Origin of the sequence: Bauldia sp., from assembly GCF_020442045.1 — a bacterium.
In the GTDB taxonomy this organism is placed as follows: Bacteria; Pseudomonadota; Alphaproteobacteria; order Rhizobiales; family Kaistiaceae; genus Bauldia.
The window spans coordinates 31,686-47,992 of sequence record NZ_JAGRLA010000108.1 but is presented as its reverse complement, the minus strand read 5'-3'; the positions used below and the strand labels follow the sequence as shown (position 1 = coordinate 47,992).

Sequence of the window (16,307 nt, the reverse complement as noted above, 5' to 3'; positions counted from 1 at the left end):
GTTTCGTGATCGACGCCGAGACCAGCGACCCATCCCGTTCCGCCCCGGCCGATCCTTCCGGCAGGGCGCTGCGTTTCGCGGTCGATACCGGTGGCACCTTCACGGACCTGATCGTCGGCGAGGCGCAGGGCAGCGTCGGCATCTACAAGGCAGCGACGACTCCCGAGGACCCGGCGGCCGGCGTGCTCGACGCATTGGCGATCGCCGCGAGCGACGCCGGGGAAAGCCTCGAGGCCTATCTCGGCCGGGCCGAGTCCATGGTTCACGGCACGACCCATGCGATCAACGCCATCGTCACCGGCCGGACGGCGCGCACCGCGCTGCTGACGACGAGCGGGCATCCCGACACGCTGGTCTTTCGCGAAGGCGGCCGGCAGGAGGCGTTCAACTTCACGGTGCCCTATCCCGAGCCGTTCATTCCGAAGGCGCTGACCCATGAGGTGGGCGAGCGGGTGCTCCGGGACGGGTCGGTCCATGTCGCCCTCGACGAGGCCGAGGTGGTCGACCTGTTGAAACGGCTGGGAGATGACGGGGTGGAGGCGATCGCCGTCAGCCTGCTCTGGTCGATCGTCAACCCGGCGCATGAGCTGGCGATCGGCAGGCTGATCGAGGCGCATCTTCCGGGCGTCCCCTACACCCTCTCGCATCGCATCAACCCGTCGATTCGCGAATACCGGCGGGCGATGTCGACCTGCCTCGACGCATCGCTGAAGCCGATCATGGGCGCCTATATGAGCGGCCTCGGGGAGCGGCTGGCAAGCGCCGGCTTCAAGGGGCGGCTGCTCGTCGTCACGTCGCAGGGCGGTGTCATGGACGCGGCCGATGTCGCCCGGGCGCCGGTGCACCTGATCAACTCGGGCCCGAGCATGGGACCGGTCGGCGCCCGCGCCTACGCGGGTGACGCCGCCTCCGAAACGCTGATCGTCGGCGATACCGGAGGGACCACCTTCGACGTCTCGCTGGTCCGGGCAGGGCGGATTCCACGGACGCGCGAGACCTGGCTGGGGCGTCCGCTGTCGAGCCACATGACCGGCATGCCCTCGGTCGATACCAAGAGCATCGGTGCCGGGGGCGGCTCGATCGCCTGGGTCGACAGCGGCGGGCTTCTCCATGTCGGGCCGATCAGCGCCGGCGCGGTGCCGGGACCGGTCGCCTATGGCCAGGGCGGGATCCGGCCGACGGTCACCGACGCGTCGGTCATCCTCGGATTCATCGATGCCTCCTTCTTCCTCGGCGGACGGATGGAGCTCGACCGCGACGCCGCCGTCGCGGCGGTCCGTCGCGAGGTCGCGGAGCCGCTGGGTCTTTCGGTCGAGGAGGCGGCGTCGGCGATCGTCGGGCTGGCGACGGAGACCATGGTCCAGGCGATCATGGGGATCACCGTCAACCAGGGCATCGATCCTGCTCATGCGGCCTTCGTCGCCGGTGGCGGCGCGGCCGGTATCAATGCCGTCGCGATCGGGCTGCGGCTCGGCTGCCACACGGTGCTGGTGCCCGAGACCGGTGCGGTGCTCGCCGCCGCCGGCGCGCTGGTCTCCGACCTGATGGCCCACCACCAGGCGATGTTCCACACCGACAGCCGCGCCTTCGACATGGACGGCGTCAACGCGGTGCTCGACGATCTCGAAAGCCGGTGCCGCGGCTTCGCGACAACCACGGGCACGGACCCCGCGGCGGTCGAGATCGACTGGTCGACCGAGGCGCGCTATCCGGACCAGGCATGGGAGATCGAGGTGCCCCTCCGGGCCGGCCGGTTCCGTGTTCCAGAGGATGTCGCGGCGCTGGTCGAGGATTTCCACAAGACGCACCGCGAGATCTTCGCGGTCGACGATCCGACCTCGGCGATCGAGACGGTCGGCTGGAATGCCACCGTCCGCTGCAAGATCGGCGCGGACCGGCCGGGGCGAATCCGCGTTCCGGCGTCGTTCGAGCCGCTGGCGCGGCGCCGGGTCTATTTCGCCGGGCCTGGCTGGACCGATACGGCGGTGCACCGCTTCGAGGCATTGGCCGAAGCCGACACGATCGTCGGTCCGGCGGTGGTCGAGTCCGATTTCACCTCCGTCGTCATCGACCCCGGCACCACCGCCCGACGCGACGCGATGGGCACCCTCGTCATCGACCTCGACAGCCAGGAGCCGTGAATGGAACAGAGCCCGACAATCGGCGGCGTCCAGATGGCGGTGCTGACCGCCCGCTTCGAGGGCATCGCCCGCAAGATGGCCAATACCCTCCACCGCACCGGCCGATCCGGCATCCTGACGATCGCGCGCGACTTCTCCTGCGTGATCCTGACCGCCAACCACGAGCTGCTGACGGCGTCCGACAGCCTGCCGATCCATGTGCTCCGCGGGCCGGAGATCATGTGCCGGACGATGACCGACAACCATCCGGAGCTGCGGCGGGGTGACGCCTATCTGCACAACTCGCCCTATCACGGATGCACCCATCCGGCCGACCATTCGATCCTGATCCCGGTGATCGACGACGACGGCATCCACCGCTTCACGGTGCTGGCCAAGGGCCATCAGGCCGACTGCGGCAACGCGCTGCCGACCACCTATATGGGCGCAGCCAAGGACGTCTACGGCGAGGGGGCGCTGATCTTCCCGGCAGTGAAGATCCAGAGCGACTACCAGCACAACATGGACCTGGTGCGGATGTGCCGGATGCGGATCCGGGTGCCTGACCAGTGGTGGGGCGACTATCTCGCGACGCTTGGAGCGGCGCGGGTGGGCGAGCGGGAAATCCTCGCGCTCGGGCGCGAGGTCGGCTGGGAAGCGCTGGAAGCCTATTGCAGGGCCTGGTTCGACTACAGCGAACAGCGGATGGTCGACGTGATCCGGGCGATGCCGAAGGGAACGATCACCCGCAAGAGCCGCCACGACCCGTTCCCGGCGACGCCCGCCGATGGCGTCGAGATCAAGGTGACGGTCGACGTCCAGCCGGACAACGCGATGATCGAGGTCGACCTTCGCGACAATCCGGACTGTATGGAAAACGGCATCAACCTGTCCGAAGGTTGCGCGCTCTCGGCGCCGATGGTCGGCATCTTCAATTCTATCGACCATACGGTTCCGAAGAACGAGGGCAGTTTCCGCCGGATCAGGGTTCACCTGCGGGACGGCTGCGCGGTCGGGCGGCCGTTCCATCCGACCTCATGCTCGGTGGCGACGACCAATCTCGCCGACCGCGTCGCCAACCCGGTGCAGTGCGCGATCGCCGAACTCGCCGACGGCCTCGGCATGGCGGAGACCGGGGCGGTGATTCCGCCATCGTCCGGGGTGATCTCGGGCATCCATGACGGCGAGCCCTTCGTCAACGAGGTCTATCTCGGCTGCACCGGCGGCGCCGGCACGCCGACGACCGACGGCTGGCTGACCATCCTCCATGTCGGCAATGCCGGCATGTGCTACCAGGATTCGATCGAGATCGACGAGCTGCGGCATCCGATCCTCGTTCACGAACGGCGGCTGATGCCGGACACCGAAGGCGCCGGCCGGTTTCGCGGGGCGCTTGGCGCCTATTCGGAATTCTCGCCGCTCGGCTGCGAGATGACCGTCGCCTATGTCAGCGACGGCAACGCCAATCCCGCCGCCGGCACGCGTGGCGGCCGCCATGGCGGGCCTTCGTCGCAATTCCGCAAGCTCGCCGACGGCACGCTGGAGCCGGTGCCGGGATGTGCCGAGGTGGTGATCGGTCCCGACCAGGCGATGGTGTCGATCAGCTGCGGCGGTGGTGGTTACGGGCCGCCGGCGGAGCGAGCCCCGGAGCGGGTCGTGAGCGACGTCCGCGAGGGATGGGTCAGCCGGGAAAGGGCCGAGAGCGTCTATCGCGTCGCACTGACCGCGGCGCTCGACCTCGACGCGGAGAGGACGGCGCTGCTACGCAACGACGTCCGGCCGGCCTGATTTGCGTCGCGGGCAATGGAGCGGCAAGGCCGGGGCCGATCAGGAGGCAGTCTGTCGATGAAAGCGGACCGGTCGCGCCCACAGCGGGGACGCCCGCCGACGCTGCGGGACGTCGCCGCCTATGCGGACGTATCGATGATGACGGTTTCCAACGTCATCAACGAGCGGACGGCGCGGGTTTCGGAGCAGACACGAGTCCGTATCCTCGCCGCGATCGACAAGCTCGGCTACCGGCCGCAGCGCAGCGCCCGGGGCTTGCGCATGCAGCGCGAATACGCGATCGGCCTGACCATCGTCCGCCCCGACCGTCGTTTCCTCGACGATCCCTACGTCACCGAAGTCGCGGCGGGGATGAGCAATCGCCTCGCCGCGGCCGGCTACGGACTTATGGTCAACGGGGTCACCGACGTCGACGGTCTGAAGGCGCTGCTCACCCATGCCTCGAATGTCGACGGCCTCGCGGTGATGGCATCCGGTCCGCGCCCCGGGCGCGAGGAAGTCTACCGGCTCCTCGAGCGGCTGCACCATCCGCTGGCGATCATCCAGGACGACATGGCCGGCCTCGCCGACACATGCTGTTTCATCCAGGACGACGAGACGGGCGCGCGGATGATCACCGAGCAGGTGATCGCGGCGGGGGCCCGCACGCTGCTCTTTGCCGCGCCGGATCACCTCTGGCCGGCAGTGGAGCGCCGCGAGGCGGGCGTGCGCGCCGCGGCGCGCAGGCGCGCGAAGGTAATGCGGATCGGATGCAACGAAGCCGATTTCCAGGGCAGCATCGCAACCATCCTCGCCGCCTTCGAGCGCCGCGGCGTGCCGGATGCGGTGGTCGGAGCCAACGACCAGATCGGTATCGCCGCGATCCACGCGGCCATGCAGCGAGGGCTCGTGGTTCCCGACGACCTGATGGTCACCGGCTTCAACGCTTTCCCGTTTCGCCAGTTCTCCGGACCGTTGATATCGAGCATGCGTTCACCGGCCTATGCGCTTGGCGAAGCCGCGGCGGTAGGGTTGCTGAGCCGGATCGACGGCGAAGGCTTCGAGACGACGAAGCAGGTCCTGCCGGTGGTGCCGGCCGAAGGCGTGACCATCCGGATGTGCCGGGAGACGTTATGATCGCCGCGCGCATCCCGATGCGCGGCAGTTGATCCTCGGAGAACCGTGACCATGAAACTGACGGGCTACAGTGATCGATGGTCGGTGCGACCCGGCGAGACGATGACCTTCCATGTCCACAGCGTCGCGCCGAGCTATGAGGCGCAACTGGTGCGGCTCATCCACGGCGACGAGAATCCACATGGACCGGGCTTCCGGGAAGCGGAGATCGAGAGCGCGCTCGACGGCCCCCATCCGGGGGCGCCGCGCACGATCCGCAAGGGCTCCTATGGCCTTGTCGCCCAGGCGATGCCCGGGGGCGATTTCTCGATCGATGCCTGGATCTGGTCGACCCTGCCCGGGCCCGCCCGGCAGGGGATCATGGTCTGGGCCTCCGGCGACGCTTCGGCTTTTGGGCTGTTCCTCGGCGCCGACGGTCATCTTGAGGTCGACGGGGAGGGGACCATGCTGCGGTCCTCGCGCGCCCTCGCGCCCAAACAATGGTATCGCGCGACGGTCACGGTCTCGCGCTCGGCCGGGACGGTGGCACTGAGCGTCGAGCCCGGAATCTGGCTGCCGGAATCCGTGAATCCCGACGGCGGCGAAGTGACGCTCGCGGCACCGATCGCCGCCGGCGACGGGCGGCTGGTCTTCGCGGCCGGCAGGCTCGAGGAGACGCCGGACGGGCCGCACCCGCGCGAGGTCTTCAACGGCAAGATCGCGCGGCCCCGGATCGTTGGCCCGGACGGGGCGACGCTCGCGGCGTGGGATTTCTTCCAGCATGCGGGCGAGGCGACGATCGCGGGGGTTTGCGGCGGCGCCGACGGCCGCACCGTGAACCGGCCGTCGCGGCTGATGACCGGCCCCGGCTGGCCGGGAGCGACCAATTCGACGACGCCGCTGCCCGAGACGCATGACGCCATCCATTTCCATGACGACGACGTCGCCGATGTCGGCTGGCCGGTGAGCCATGAATTCGCCGTCCCCGCCGATCTCCGCTCGGGCGTCTATGCGCTTCGCCTGCGCACCGGCGAGGACGAGGAGCATCTGCCATTCTTCGTCTGTCCGCCAAAGGCGGAGGGGGACGCCGCGCCTCTGGCGGTGCTGATGCCGACGATGAGCTATCTCGCCTATGCGAACGAATCCCTCGATGTCAGCGACTCCGTGCAGGTCTCGCCGCGCCAGGACATGACCATCACGCCGGAGCGCTACGCCTATGTCGCCGAGAATGGCCTGAAAAGCCTCTATGACAACCATCGCGACGGCAGCGGCATCGCCTATGGGTCAAGGCGCCGGCCGATCATCGATTTCCGCCCGAAGGCGCGCTGCCGCACCTTCGACGCGCCGCATCAGTTCGCCGCCGACCTCCACCTGATCGACTGGCTGACCGAGAAGGACTACGCCTTCGACGTCATCACCGACGACCTGCTTCACGCCGAGGGCGCTTCGGTCCTCGATCGCCACCGGGTCGTGGTCACCGGCAGCCATCCGGAATACTGGACGGCGCGGATGCTGGACGCGCGGGACGACTGGCTCGATCGCGGCGGGCGCTTCCTCTATCTCGGCGGCAACGGCTTCTACTGGGTCACCGGAGTCGCCGAGGACGAGCCCGACGTCATCGAGGTCCGGCGCTATTCCGGGACGCGCACCTGGGCCGGGGAAGCCGGCGAGGAGACGGTCAGCGTTTCCGGCGAGCGGGGCGGCCTGTGGCGGGATCGCGGCCGGCAGCCGAACAACCGCGTCGGCATCGCCTTCACCGGCCAGGGCTTCGACCGTGGCGCGGCCTATCACCGGACGGAAGCGAGCTTCGCCGATGTCCATGCCTGGATCTTCGCCGGCGTCGAAGGCGATGTGGTGGGTGCCGGTCCATCGCTGGTCCTCGGTCACGGCGCGGCGGGCTTCGAGGTCGACAAGGCCGACACCCGGATCGGGACACCGCCGCACGCGGTCGTTCTCGCTTCGACCAGGGGCTTCACCGACGCCTATCAGGCGGCGATCGAATGCTTCCCCCAGATTCACCCCTGGATGGGCGGCTCCAACGCGCAATCGGGTGTCCAGTCGGATATCCTGTTCATGCATGGTCCGCACGGGGGCGCTGTCTTCTCAGCCGGTTCGATCACCTGGTCGGCAACCCTGTCGGCGTCCGGATATGACAGCGATACCTCGCGGATCACCGCCAATGTCATTGATGCGTTTCTCGGCGGGCGGCTTCCGGGAGCGCCGCGGGAATGAAGACAGAACCAGGGTGCCCCGCGCGACGGGACACGTGCGGACGTCGCCCGTCGGAGGGAACGGCAGGCCGGAACGAGGGCTGGCGGACCGGGCGTGGATCAGGGCTATTCGGATTGACCTTCATACCCCGTGGGGGTACGTCTCGAGCATGCAGGACGACACGAAACAGGCGGTGTTGAAGCGACTCGGCCGGATCGAGGGGCAGATCAGGGGCCTCTCGAAGATGGTGGCCGAGGACCGGTACTGCATCGATATCGTGACCCAGGTCTCGGCGGTGCGGGCCGCGCTGCGCAGGGCCGAAGACGAGATCCTGAAGGACCATGTCGCGCACTGCGTGACCGGCGCGATAAGAAGCGGCGACGAAGACGACCAGCAGCAGAAGATCGCCGAACTGATGGACGTCATCGCCCGAACCTCGCGCTGACCGGTGAAGAATCGCGGATCCGCATCGACGGGTCTCCTGAAAGCTCCACCCGCGCGTATCGTCAGACCCTTTCCGACCGGTTCGGGACCTGTTCGGAAGAGTCGCTGGATCATGCTCCACTCTATTCTATGATGCTACCGCACAGAGTTCAGGCGCTTGTATAGACAATAGGCGGCGCGCGGACCCGATATCCCACGTCGGAGACCACCAACGCTGGCAGGTGACAATGGCCATCGGTCAACCCTCGAAAAGAAATACCGAACCACGAATAATCGAAATCGATACCAAACGAATACTCGGCCGGCAGCAGGATCACTATGCGGTGATCGACATCGGATCCAATTCGATCCGCCTGGTTGTCTATGACGATTTGAGTCGCGCGCCGTTTCCCCGGTTCAACGAAAAGGCCCTCTGTACGCTTAGCGCCGGCCTGGACGAAGATGGCAACCTGTCCGACGAAGCCATCTCGGCCGCGGTCCATGCCATCGCGCGTTTCCACGCCGCCGCGAAGGCGATGAACGTCCGCCGTATCGACGCGCTGGCGACAGAGGCGACGCGGCGCGCCCTGAACGGCTCCACCCTCGTCGAGACCATTCGCGAGAGGACGGGCCTCGAGACGAGGGTCCTGTCGGGCGAGGAGGAGGCGACCTACACCTCCTACGGGGTTATCTCCGGCTTCTTCCAGCCCAGAGGCCTGGTCGGCGATATCGGCGGCGGCAGCCTCGAGGTGGCCGAGGTCGTTGGCGATCACGTCGGCGAACGCATGACCAGCATGCCGCTCGGGACCCTGCCCGTGAAGAAGCTGATGACGGAGAATGTCGATACGGCAAAGAAGAAGATCGATGCGCTTCTTCAACAGAACCTTCCGCCCCTTCTGACCGATCCGGTCTTCTATGCGATCGGCGGCGGCTGGCGGGCGCTTGCCCGCGTGCATATCGCGATGCACGGGCTTCCGGTCAATGTCGTCCACGGCTACGAGATGCCGGCCAACGAGGCTCGCGCGCTCGCCAAGAAGATCGCCCGTATGTCGCCGGAGCAGGTTGCCGACCTTCCGGACGTTCCGGGCCGTCGCATCGACACGTTACCGGCATCGGCGCTCGTCATGTCGCGGGTGCTGCGAAACCTGAAGCCCGACCGTGTCGTGTTCTCGGCCTATGGCCTGCGGGAGGGATGGCTCTATTGCCAGCTCGATCAGAAGGAGCAGTACCGCGATCCGCTCCTCGAAGGAGCGCAAGCCATCGGCCTTCCGACAGCGCGTGTGCCCGAATTCAGCAAGGCGCTCGGCGATTGGACCGAGGGCCTGTTTCCGGGCGAGGCGCAGAGCGAACGTCGCCTCAGGCTCGCGGCCTGCGCCCTGACCGACATGTCCTGGCGAGACCATCCCAAGGTCCGCGCCATCGAGAGCTTCCTGCGCATCCTGCAATTCCCGTTCATCGGCATCTCCCACCCCGAACGCGCATTCCTTGCCGTCGCAATCCTCGCGCGCTACGGCGGAAAGGTCGATGACGCGGTGAAGTCGGCGACACGTGAGCTGCTCAGCCCCAGCGAGCTTCGACGCGCCGAGATCCTCGGGCGGGCCATGCTGCTCGGGCACCGCTTTTCGGCGAGCGTGCCGGAGATATTGCGACAGGCGAATTTACGGATAGAGGCGGACGCGGTGCGGCTGGAAGTCCTGAATCCCGAAAGTGTTCCGGACAGCGATGCAACCCAGAGCCGGCTGCGACAATTGGCGGATGCCGCGGGCGTCGCCGGCGCGGAGATCGTCTCGGGAGGCGTCCCGGCCGCGAAGTCCTGAGACCCCCGGCGGCGCATCCCCACCTCCGTTGACCGTCACGCGAACTGCCGCCTCCTCTCGAATCCGCGCCAAGTCATCAGCGATCCTTCCGGGCCAATGACGACAGCGAAATCGGCCGCTGCTCGACGATCGATTCCATGGCGAAGTAGGATGTAACCGTCTCAAGCTCGACGCGAGAAATGATGTCCTGATAAACAGCGTCGTAGCTTGCCATAGTACTAGTGATGATCTTCAGCAGATAATCGTAGTCCCCACCTATGCGATAAAAGTCAACGACTTCCGGGATCACAGAGATGCTTTGGCGGAATCGGTTCAACCAGTCCGCGGAGTGATGCCGGGTTCGCACCATCGCGAAAACAACGAGCCCGGCGCCGAGCTTCTCCCGATTGAGCAGGATGGTCCGTCCCCGGATCACGCCGGACGACTCAATCGCTTTCAACCTCCGCCAGCAGGAATTCTGCGACAGCCCGACCCGCTCGGCGAGCTGCCGTTGAGATTGCGATGAATCGAGCATCAGCTGCTCGAGGATACGAATATCAATCTTATCCATTTGGCAGAATATGTCGTTCAAATGATAGAATGTCAAACAATTCCCGTGTGAATATGATGAACATTTCACCAAAAATCCTTGTTATCATCATTCTTAATCCGACAAGGAGTGCACGGTAAGATGTCGCCTTTTTCCGCATTGGAGGATCTGCTCGATCAGCCAGATATCGTCGATCGGGTTCGCGCCGGCATCATTGGCGACGATGCGACGCTGGATGGCCCGTTCGGCCCAAAGCCCCTCGTATATGCGGACTATGTGGCATCCGGTCGGGCGCTGACCCTGATCGAAGAAGTTGTGTCTTCTCGCATCCTTCCGTTTTACGCGAACACCCATTCGCGGGCATCGTTCGTGGGCGAGTTTTGCACCTCGCTTCGTGAGGAGGCGCGTTCAAGAATCTCGCGTTTGCTCGATGTCGGGCAGGCGCACAGCACCATCTTTTCCGGTTCGGGTGCGACCTCAGGGTTGAACCGTCTTGTCAGGTTGCTCGATATCGAGGCTCTCGTCAGGAACGGAGGCCGGGCCACGGTTCTGATTGGGCCGTATGAACACCACTCAAATATCCTTCCCTGGCGTGAGACCGGTGCAGATGTTGTGGAGATTGAAGAAGCGCCCTCAGGCGGCCCCAGTCTTAGCGACCTTGAAGCGCGACTTCGTGCATCGGCCGGCTCCGACGTCATCGTCGGGTCCTTTTCAGCCGCTTCCAATGTGACCGGCAAGCTTACCGATACCGACGAGGTCACAAGGCTCCTGCGCAGCTACAAGGCGCTTTCCGTCTGGGACTACGCCTGTGCTGCGCCGTACCTTCCAATGACGATCGGAAAGGGCGGTGTCGAAAAGGACGCCATGGTTTTCTCTGCCCACAAATTCGTTGGTGGGCCTGGTGCGTCCGGCGTTCTGATCGTTCGCGACGACCTTGTCCGGCGCACGACGCCGACGCAGCCGGGCGGTGGCACGGTTTCGTATCTGTCGCCGTGGGACCACCGGTATTCGGCGCGGCTTTGTGACCGCGAAGAAGCGGGAACTCCGAACGTGCTCGGCGATATTCGCGCCGCGATGGTGCTGATGGTCAAGGAGAAGCTGGGCATCGATTGGCTCTTGTCGCGGCAGGCCGCCATGCGGCAGAAGGCCGAACATGAATGGGCCCGAATACCCGAAATCGAGATTCTCGGCGGTACCGGTTTCTCAGATGCTCTGCCGATATTTTCGTTCCGCGTGCGCGATGCGACGGGACGGCTCGTCCATCATCAGTTGTTTACCAGGATGTTGAGCGACCTTTGCGGAATTCAAGCGCGGGGAGGCTGTTCCTGCGCCGGCGCGTACGCGCATAGGCTCCTGGGGATAGACCGGAAAGCTTCGAAGCGGATCCTGTCCGACATCGACCTGGGAATCGAGGCATCGAAGCCAGGATGGGTGCGGCTTAATTTCTCGCCGCTGCTGACAGACCAGAAGGCGGATTACATCATTGAGTCGGTCGCGGCCCTGGCCAAGCAGGTGTCAAGTTTCGAGCGGCTGTACGAAGTTGACCAAAAAAATGCCCGCTATACGGCCAAAGCGGCCGGCAAAAGCCCAATCGTTGCGGAATCGGTTGATGTGATGGCGCCGGCTGTCTAGGTGCTATCGACCGGTCCGACTCATTTAACGACGGATCGAACTGATCCGATTAGTGCACTAACGCTTTTGTAATGTTGCAAGAAAGGGACATCGGGATGAAACGATTCGAAACGTCTTCCATTGGACGGCGAGGCGGGCTGTCGGCATTCGCGGCGGCGGTTCTGGCCGTTGCGGCGAGCCTGGCGCCAAACGGGAGCCATGCGCAAGAGACCGTGAAATTCGGTGTCTCGCTGCCGATCACCGGCGACATGGCCGAGTTTGGCAGCTTCATCAGAAACGGGATTGAATTGGCTATCGACCAGGCCAACGCGAAAGGCGGCTTGGACGGCAAGATGGTCGAGCTTGTGATCGAGGATAGTCGCGGCGACCCGCGCGAGGCGGTGCTGGTGGCGGAGCGCTTCGTCGCCAATGATGAGATCCTGCTTGAGATCGGCGATTTCACGTCCTCGGCCTCGATGGCAGCTGCTCCGGTCTACGAGGCGGCGGGCATGGCGCAGATTTCGCCAACCGCGTCCCACCCTGACTTTTCAGGCCTGGGCGACAACATGGTGCGCGTCATGGCGATCCAGAAGGCGGAAAGCCAGTATCTCGCCCGTTGGGCAGTGCAGGACATGGGAAAGCAGAAGATCGCCACGATCTATACCAACGACGACTGGGGGGTGCAGGCCAGCGCCTCATTTGCCGACGAGGTCAAAGCCCTGGGTGCCGACGTGCTGACCGAAGAAGGCATCACGCCGGGCGAAAAGGACTTTGCCGCCGTCGTGACCAAGATCAAGAATATGGGGCCTGACGCCGTCTTCATCGCCGGACATTCCGCCGAAACGGGCGCAATCCTGGCCCAGTCGCGTCGCGCGCGGCTGCAGACGCAGTTCTTGAACTCCGGCGCGCCGCGATCTCCCGAATTGCTTGAGCTGGCGGGCTCCGCCGCCGAGGGCATTGCGGGCGTCGCACTCTATTTTCCGGAAAATCCCGATCCGGTGTCGAAGGCATTCACGGACGCCTATGTGGCCAAGTACGAAAAGACGCCTAATCTCTTCGCGGCACTCGGCTACGATGCCGGCCTGCTGGCGCTGCAAGGTGCCAGCGCCGCGGGTGGAAAACGGTCCGCCGTCGCGCCCGCGATCTTCCAGTTGAGCGACTTCGTGGGTGTCACGGGCGGTTTCGACTACACCGCTTCGCGTGATCCGGTGAAAACCTATAACCGTACCGTCGTGCGCGATGGCGAATGGGTGATGTCCGAGTGATCCGAATCCGGGCGGCGGCCAAAACCGCCGCCCGAAATCGATAAAAGACAAGGCGATGTTCGAGCAGCTGGTCAACGGCCTCACGCAGGGCAGCATCTATGCGCTGCTTGCACTGGGCTTCACCATCATCTTCGGCGTGCTGCGCATGGTCACCTTTGCGCATGGCGAGGTTTTCATGGTCGGCGCCTATGCCGGGTTCGTGGTCTTCACCCACCTGCAGGACAACCTTGTCCTGGCACTCATCGCCGCAGTGGTTGCCACCTTCCTGCTCGGGGCGCTGATAGAAATCGTTGCCTTCAGGCGCCTGCGGAACGCGCCTCACTTCTCGTCGCTGCTGGTGACCATCGGCTTTTCCGTCGTGCTGACGCAGCTTGCGCGGCTGATCTTTGGCGCCGAAGTAGAATCCATCCCGATGCGCCAGATCGAGGGACTGGCCTTTTCCGAAATCCGCATCGGCGAAGTCTATGTTTCGTACCTGCAACTCTCCGTCCTGATGGTCGCGCTTCTGATCATGGCTGCGACCTTCCTCTTCTTCCGGTACAGCCGCCTGGGAACCGCAATCCGCGCCACGGCGCAGGACCATGAAGCTGCGATGGCCATGGGCGTCGATGTCAACCGCATCTTCACCATTACTTTTGCCTTCGGATCGATGATGGGCGGGATCGCGGGCGTGCTGATCGGCTTCTACTACAACCTCTTCTACCCGACGATGGGCGTAATGCTGGGCCTCAAGGCGTTCAGCGCGGCGGTGATTGGCGGGCTGGCCTCGATGCCCGGAGCGATCCTGGCGGGACTGCTGATCGGGGTGGTCGAGGTGTTTTCGGTGGACTTCGTCAACTCAAATTTCCGCCACCTGATCGCGTTTGTCTTCATGTTCGCCGTTCTGCTGATCCGTCCGCAGGGTCTGTTCGGCGGTGGCCAGCTCAAGGGCGCACGGGGCGACTGATGCCGCAGATTGTCAAGAATGCGCTTGAGAACAGCCCGCTAATCCTGTTTCTCGCCGCGCTGGTCGCCGCGCCCTTCGTGATCTCGAACCAGTATGTCCTGCAGATCATGATTTTCATCGGGATCTACGTGATCCTCGCGCAGAGCCTGAACCTGTTGAACGGCTATATCGGCCTCATCGCCATCGGCCATGCGGGATTTTACGGGATCGGCGCCTATACGTCGGCGATGCTGACGGTGGATATGGGCGCGCCGTTCGAAGTCGCGTTCCTGGCCGCCGGGCTGGTGGCCGGTGCCTTCGGTTGGGCGCTGGGGCGACCGACGCTCCGGCTCGAGGGGATCTATCTCGCCCTCGCAACACTGGGTTTCAACATCATCGTCTGGCTGGTTCTGCTGAACTGGAACGGGTTCACCGGGGGACCACTCGGCATCAAGGACATACCGCGGCCAAGTGTCTTTGGTTGGGAGGTCGACACGCGGATCGAGAATTACTTCTTCGTTCTCGCCGTCGTCGCGGTGGTGGTTTTCACCATGGCACGGCTGGTGAATTCGCGCTTCGGGCGGGCACTGGTGGCGATCCGCGAGGATCAGCTTGCCGCCGCCGCAATGGGCGTGAACGTCACCCGCTACAAGGTGCAGGCCTTCGTGATCTCGGCCTTCTACGCGGGGATTGCAGGGGCGTGTTATGCGCATTCCGTTCGCTACATAAGCCCTGACAGCTTCACCATGCTGGAGAGCTTCATTCTGCTTGCCATTCTCGCGCTTGGCGGATCGGGAAACATGATCGGTCCCATCGTGGGCGCGGCGATCCTGATCGCCATTCCCGAACTGTTCCGCGCGGTGTCTGAATACCGGATGCTGCTTTACGGGCTGGTGCTGATCATCGTCATGCAGGTGCGGCCGCAGGGATTATTCGGCGGGCATCACTACGACCTGCGGCTGCGGCTGTTCGATCGGCGGCAGAGAAAAGCCTATCGCGGTGACGTCTTCCTGCCGCCAGAGGCCATGTAATGGCCGGTTTTCTCGAGATCGGCGGCCTTTGCAAGGACTATGGCGGCGTTAGAGCGGTGCAAGATGTGTCGATGCAGGTTGACGAGGGCGAGATCGTCAGCCTGATCGGCCCCAACGGCGCCGGGAAGACGACCCTGTTCAACTGCATCACCGGCACCGCTGCGGCCAGCGGTGGAAAGGTGAGTTTTCTGGGTCAAGACATAACGCACTTGCCACCGCATCAAATCGCCGGGACCGGCATCCGTCGCACCTTCCAGCATATCCGCCTCTTTCGCGATATGACCGTGATGGAGAACGTGTTGGTTGGTGCCCACCTGACCACCCGAAGCGGTATTGTCAGCGGCATCCTGCGTCCGTCCTGGCAGCGCGAGGAAGAGCGCGCGGCGCGGGCGCGCGTCATCGAGGTGCTCGAACAGTTCGAAGAGCGGCTGCTGCCGCGCGTCGACCAGAAGGTGAAGGTGCTGTCCTATGCCAATCAGCGACGCGTGGAGATAGCGCGCTGTCTGATCGGCCAGCCAAAGCTCATCCTTCTGGACGAGCCTACGGCGGGAATGAATCCGCATGAGACGCAAGGCATCGTCGATCTGATCTTTCGCCTGCGCGACCTGGGCTACACACTGCTGGTTGTCGAACACAAGATGCGGCTGGTGATGAGCGTCTCGGACCGGGTTGTCGTGCTCGACCATGGCGAGAAGATCGCCGAAGGCGCGCCGGCAGACGTGACAGAGAACCCCGAGGTGATTGAGGCTTATCTGGGGCAGAGAGAGAATGCTGGAATTGAATGACGTCAATACCTGGTACGGCTCCGTCCACGCCTTGCGCGGCGTGTCGCTGAGCGTGGGCGAGGGGGAGATCGTCGCGCTCCTGGGGGGCAACGCCTGCGGCAAATCCACGACGATGAAGTCCATCCTGGGCTGGGTGAAGCCGCGCAGCGGCGACATAGTCTTTCGCGGAGAGCGCCTTATCGGCAAACGGCCGTCCCAGATTGTCGATGCGGGCATCGCACCGGTTCTGGAGCGCCGGCGCATGTTCCCGCAACTGACCGTGCGTGAAAATCTGATGATGGGCGCCTGGCGCCGACGCGATAGCAAGGGGATCGCCGAGGATATCGCCAAGATGGCCGAGATATTTCCGGTCACGGCGTCCCGCGCCGGGCAGGCGGCAGGAACACTGTCGGGCGGAGAGCAGCAGATGGTCGCCATGGCGCGCGCCCTTATGGCTCGACCGAAACTGCTCATAATGGACGAGCCTTCGATGGGCCTTTCGCCAAAATATGTGCGCACGATCTTCGACCTGATCGTCAATCTCAATCAGAGCGAAGGGCTGTCGATCCTCCTGGTCGAACAGAACGCCAATGTGGCGCTGTCGATCGCGTCGCGGGGATACGTGCTGCAGACCGGGGTGGTGGTGATCGCCGACAGGGCAGCGGCGCTGCTGGAAAATCCGCTGATGCAGAAAGCATATCTCGGCATCGCGTAGCATCTGAAACAAC

At 64.5% G+C, this 16,307-nt stretch carries 13 protein-coding genes; 12 read left to right on the top strand and 1 reads right to left on the bottom strand.

Annotation, left to right across the window (positions count from 1 at the left end):
• Positions 1–5 precede the first annotated feature (5 nt).
• The 6 genes from KDJ86_RS12350 (at position 6) to KDJ86_RS12325 (ending at position 9,454) form a co-directional block, all read left to right on the top strand.
• Complete coding sequence (locus KDJ86_RS12350; RefSeq protein WP_291746071.1) at positions 6–2,141, top strand: hydantoinase/oxoprolinase family protein; 2,136 nt, start codon at positions 6–8, stop codon at positions 2,139–2,141.
• A complete protein-coding gene (locus KDJ86_RS12345) occupies positions 2,142–3,908 on the top strand; it encodes a hydantoinase B/oxoprolinase family protein (protein ID WP_291746068.1) in 1,767 nt (588 codons plus the stop codon). It abuts the gene before it with no gap.
• 57 nt (positions 3,909–3,965) lie between these two features.
• Positions 3,966–5,024: a LacI family DNA-binding transcriptional regulator gene (locus KDJ86_RS12340; RefSeq protein WP_291746065.1), complete on the top strand. Its 1,059-nt coding sequence runs from the start codon at positions 3,966–3,968 to the stop codon at positions 5,022–5,024.
• Between the two features lie 51 nt (positions 5,025–5,075).
• Complete coding sequence (locus KDJ86_RS12335; protein WP_291746062.1) at positions 5,076–7,235, top strand: N,N-dimethylformamidase beta subunit family domain-containing protein; 2,160 nt, start codon at positions 5,076–5,078, stop codon at positions 7,233–7,235.
• A 148-nt stretch (positions 7,236–7,383) separates the two neighbouring features.
• Positions 7,384–7,659 carry a metal-sensitive transcriptional regulator gene (locus KDJ86_RS12330; RefSeq protein ID WP_291746059.1) on the top strand — a complete coding sequence of 92 codons (276 nt, stop codon included), beginning with the start codon at positions 7,384–7,386 and terminating at the stop codon, positions 7,657–7,659.
• 322 nt (positions 7,660–7,981) lie between these two features.
• Complete coding sequence (locus KDJ86_RS12325) at positions 7,982–9,454, top strand: Ppx/GppA phosphatase family protein (protein ID WP_291746055.1); 1,473 nt, start codon at positions 7,982–7,984, stop codon at positions 9,452–9,454.
• A gap of 76 nt (positions 9,455–9,530) precedes the next feature.
• Here the strand turns inward: KDJ86_RS12325 and KDJ86_RS12320 are convergent, their stop codons facing one another.
• Positions 9,531–10,004, bottom strand: a complete 474-nt coding sequence (locus KDJ86_RS12320; protein WP_291746052.1) for an Lrp/AsnC family transcriptional regulator — start codon at positions 10,002–10,004, stop codon at positions 9,531–9,533.
• A gap of 120 nt (positions 10,005–10,124) precedes the next feature.
• Between KDJ86_RS12320 and KDJ86_RS12315 the strand changes: the two genes are divergently transcribed.
• The 6 genes from KDJ86_RS12315 (at position 10,125) to KDJ86_RS12290 (ending at position 16,294) form a co-directional block, all read left to right on the top strand.
• Positions 10,125–11,615, top strand: a complete 1,491-nt coding sequence (locus KDJ86_RS12315) for an aminotransferase class V-fold PLP-dependent enzyme (protein WP_291746049.1) — start codon at positions 10,125–10,127, stop codon at positions 11,613–11,615.
• A gap of 95 nt (positions 11,616–11,710) precedes the next feature.
• Positions 11,711–12,859 carry an ABC transporter substrate-binding protein gene (locus KDJ86_RS12310; protein ID WP_291746046.1) on the top strand — a complete coding sequence of 383 codons (1,149 nt, stop codon included), beginning with the start codon at positions 11,711–11,713 and terminating at the stop codon, positions 12,857–12,859.
• Between the two features lie 55 nt (positions 12,860–12,914).
• Positions 12,915–13,805 (top strand): branched-chain amino acid ABC transporter permease, encoded by an 891-nt coding sequence (locus KDJ86_RS12305; RefSeq protein WP_291746043.1) that lies wholly within the window; start codon positions 12,915–12,917, stop codon positions 13,803–13,805.
• Positions 13,805–14,815 (top strand): branched-chain amino acid ABC transporter permease, encoded by a 1,011-nt coding sequence (locus tag KDJ86_RS12300; protein WP_291746041.1) that lies wholly within the window; start codon positions 13,805–13,807, stop codon positions 14,813–14,815. The genes KDJ86_RS12305 and KDJ86_RS12300 overlap by 1 nt, the downstream gene beginning before the upstream one ends.
• Positions 14,815–15,600, top strand: a complete 786-nt coding sequence (locus tag KDJ86_RS12295) for an ABC transporter ATP-binding protein (protein WP_291746038.1) — start codon at positions 14,815–14,817, stop codon at positions 15,598–15,600. The genes KDJ86_RS12300 and KDJ86_RS12295 overlap by 1 nt, the downstream gene beginning before the upstream one ends.
• Positions 15,584–16,294, top strand: a complete 711-nt coding sequence (locus KDJ86_RS12290) for an ABC transporter ATP-binding protein (RefSeq protein WP_291746034.1) — start codon at positions 15,584–15,586, stop codon at positions 16,292–16,294. Before KDJ86_RS12295 ends, KDJ86_RS12290 begins: the two co-directional genes overlap by 17 nt.
• The last annotated feature ends 13 nt before the right edge of the window (positions 16,295–16,307 follow it).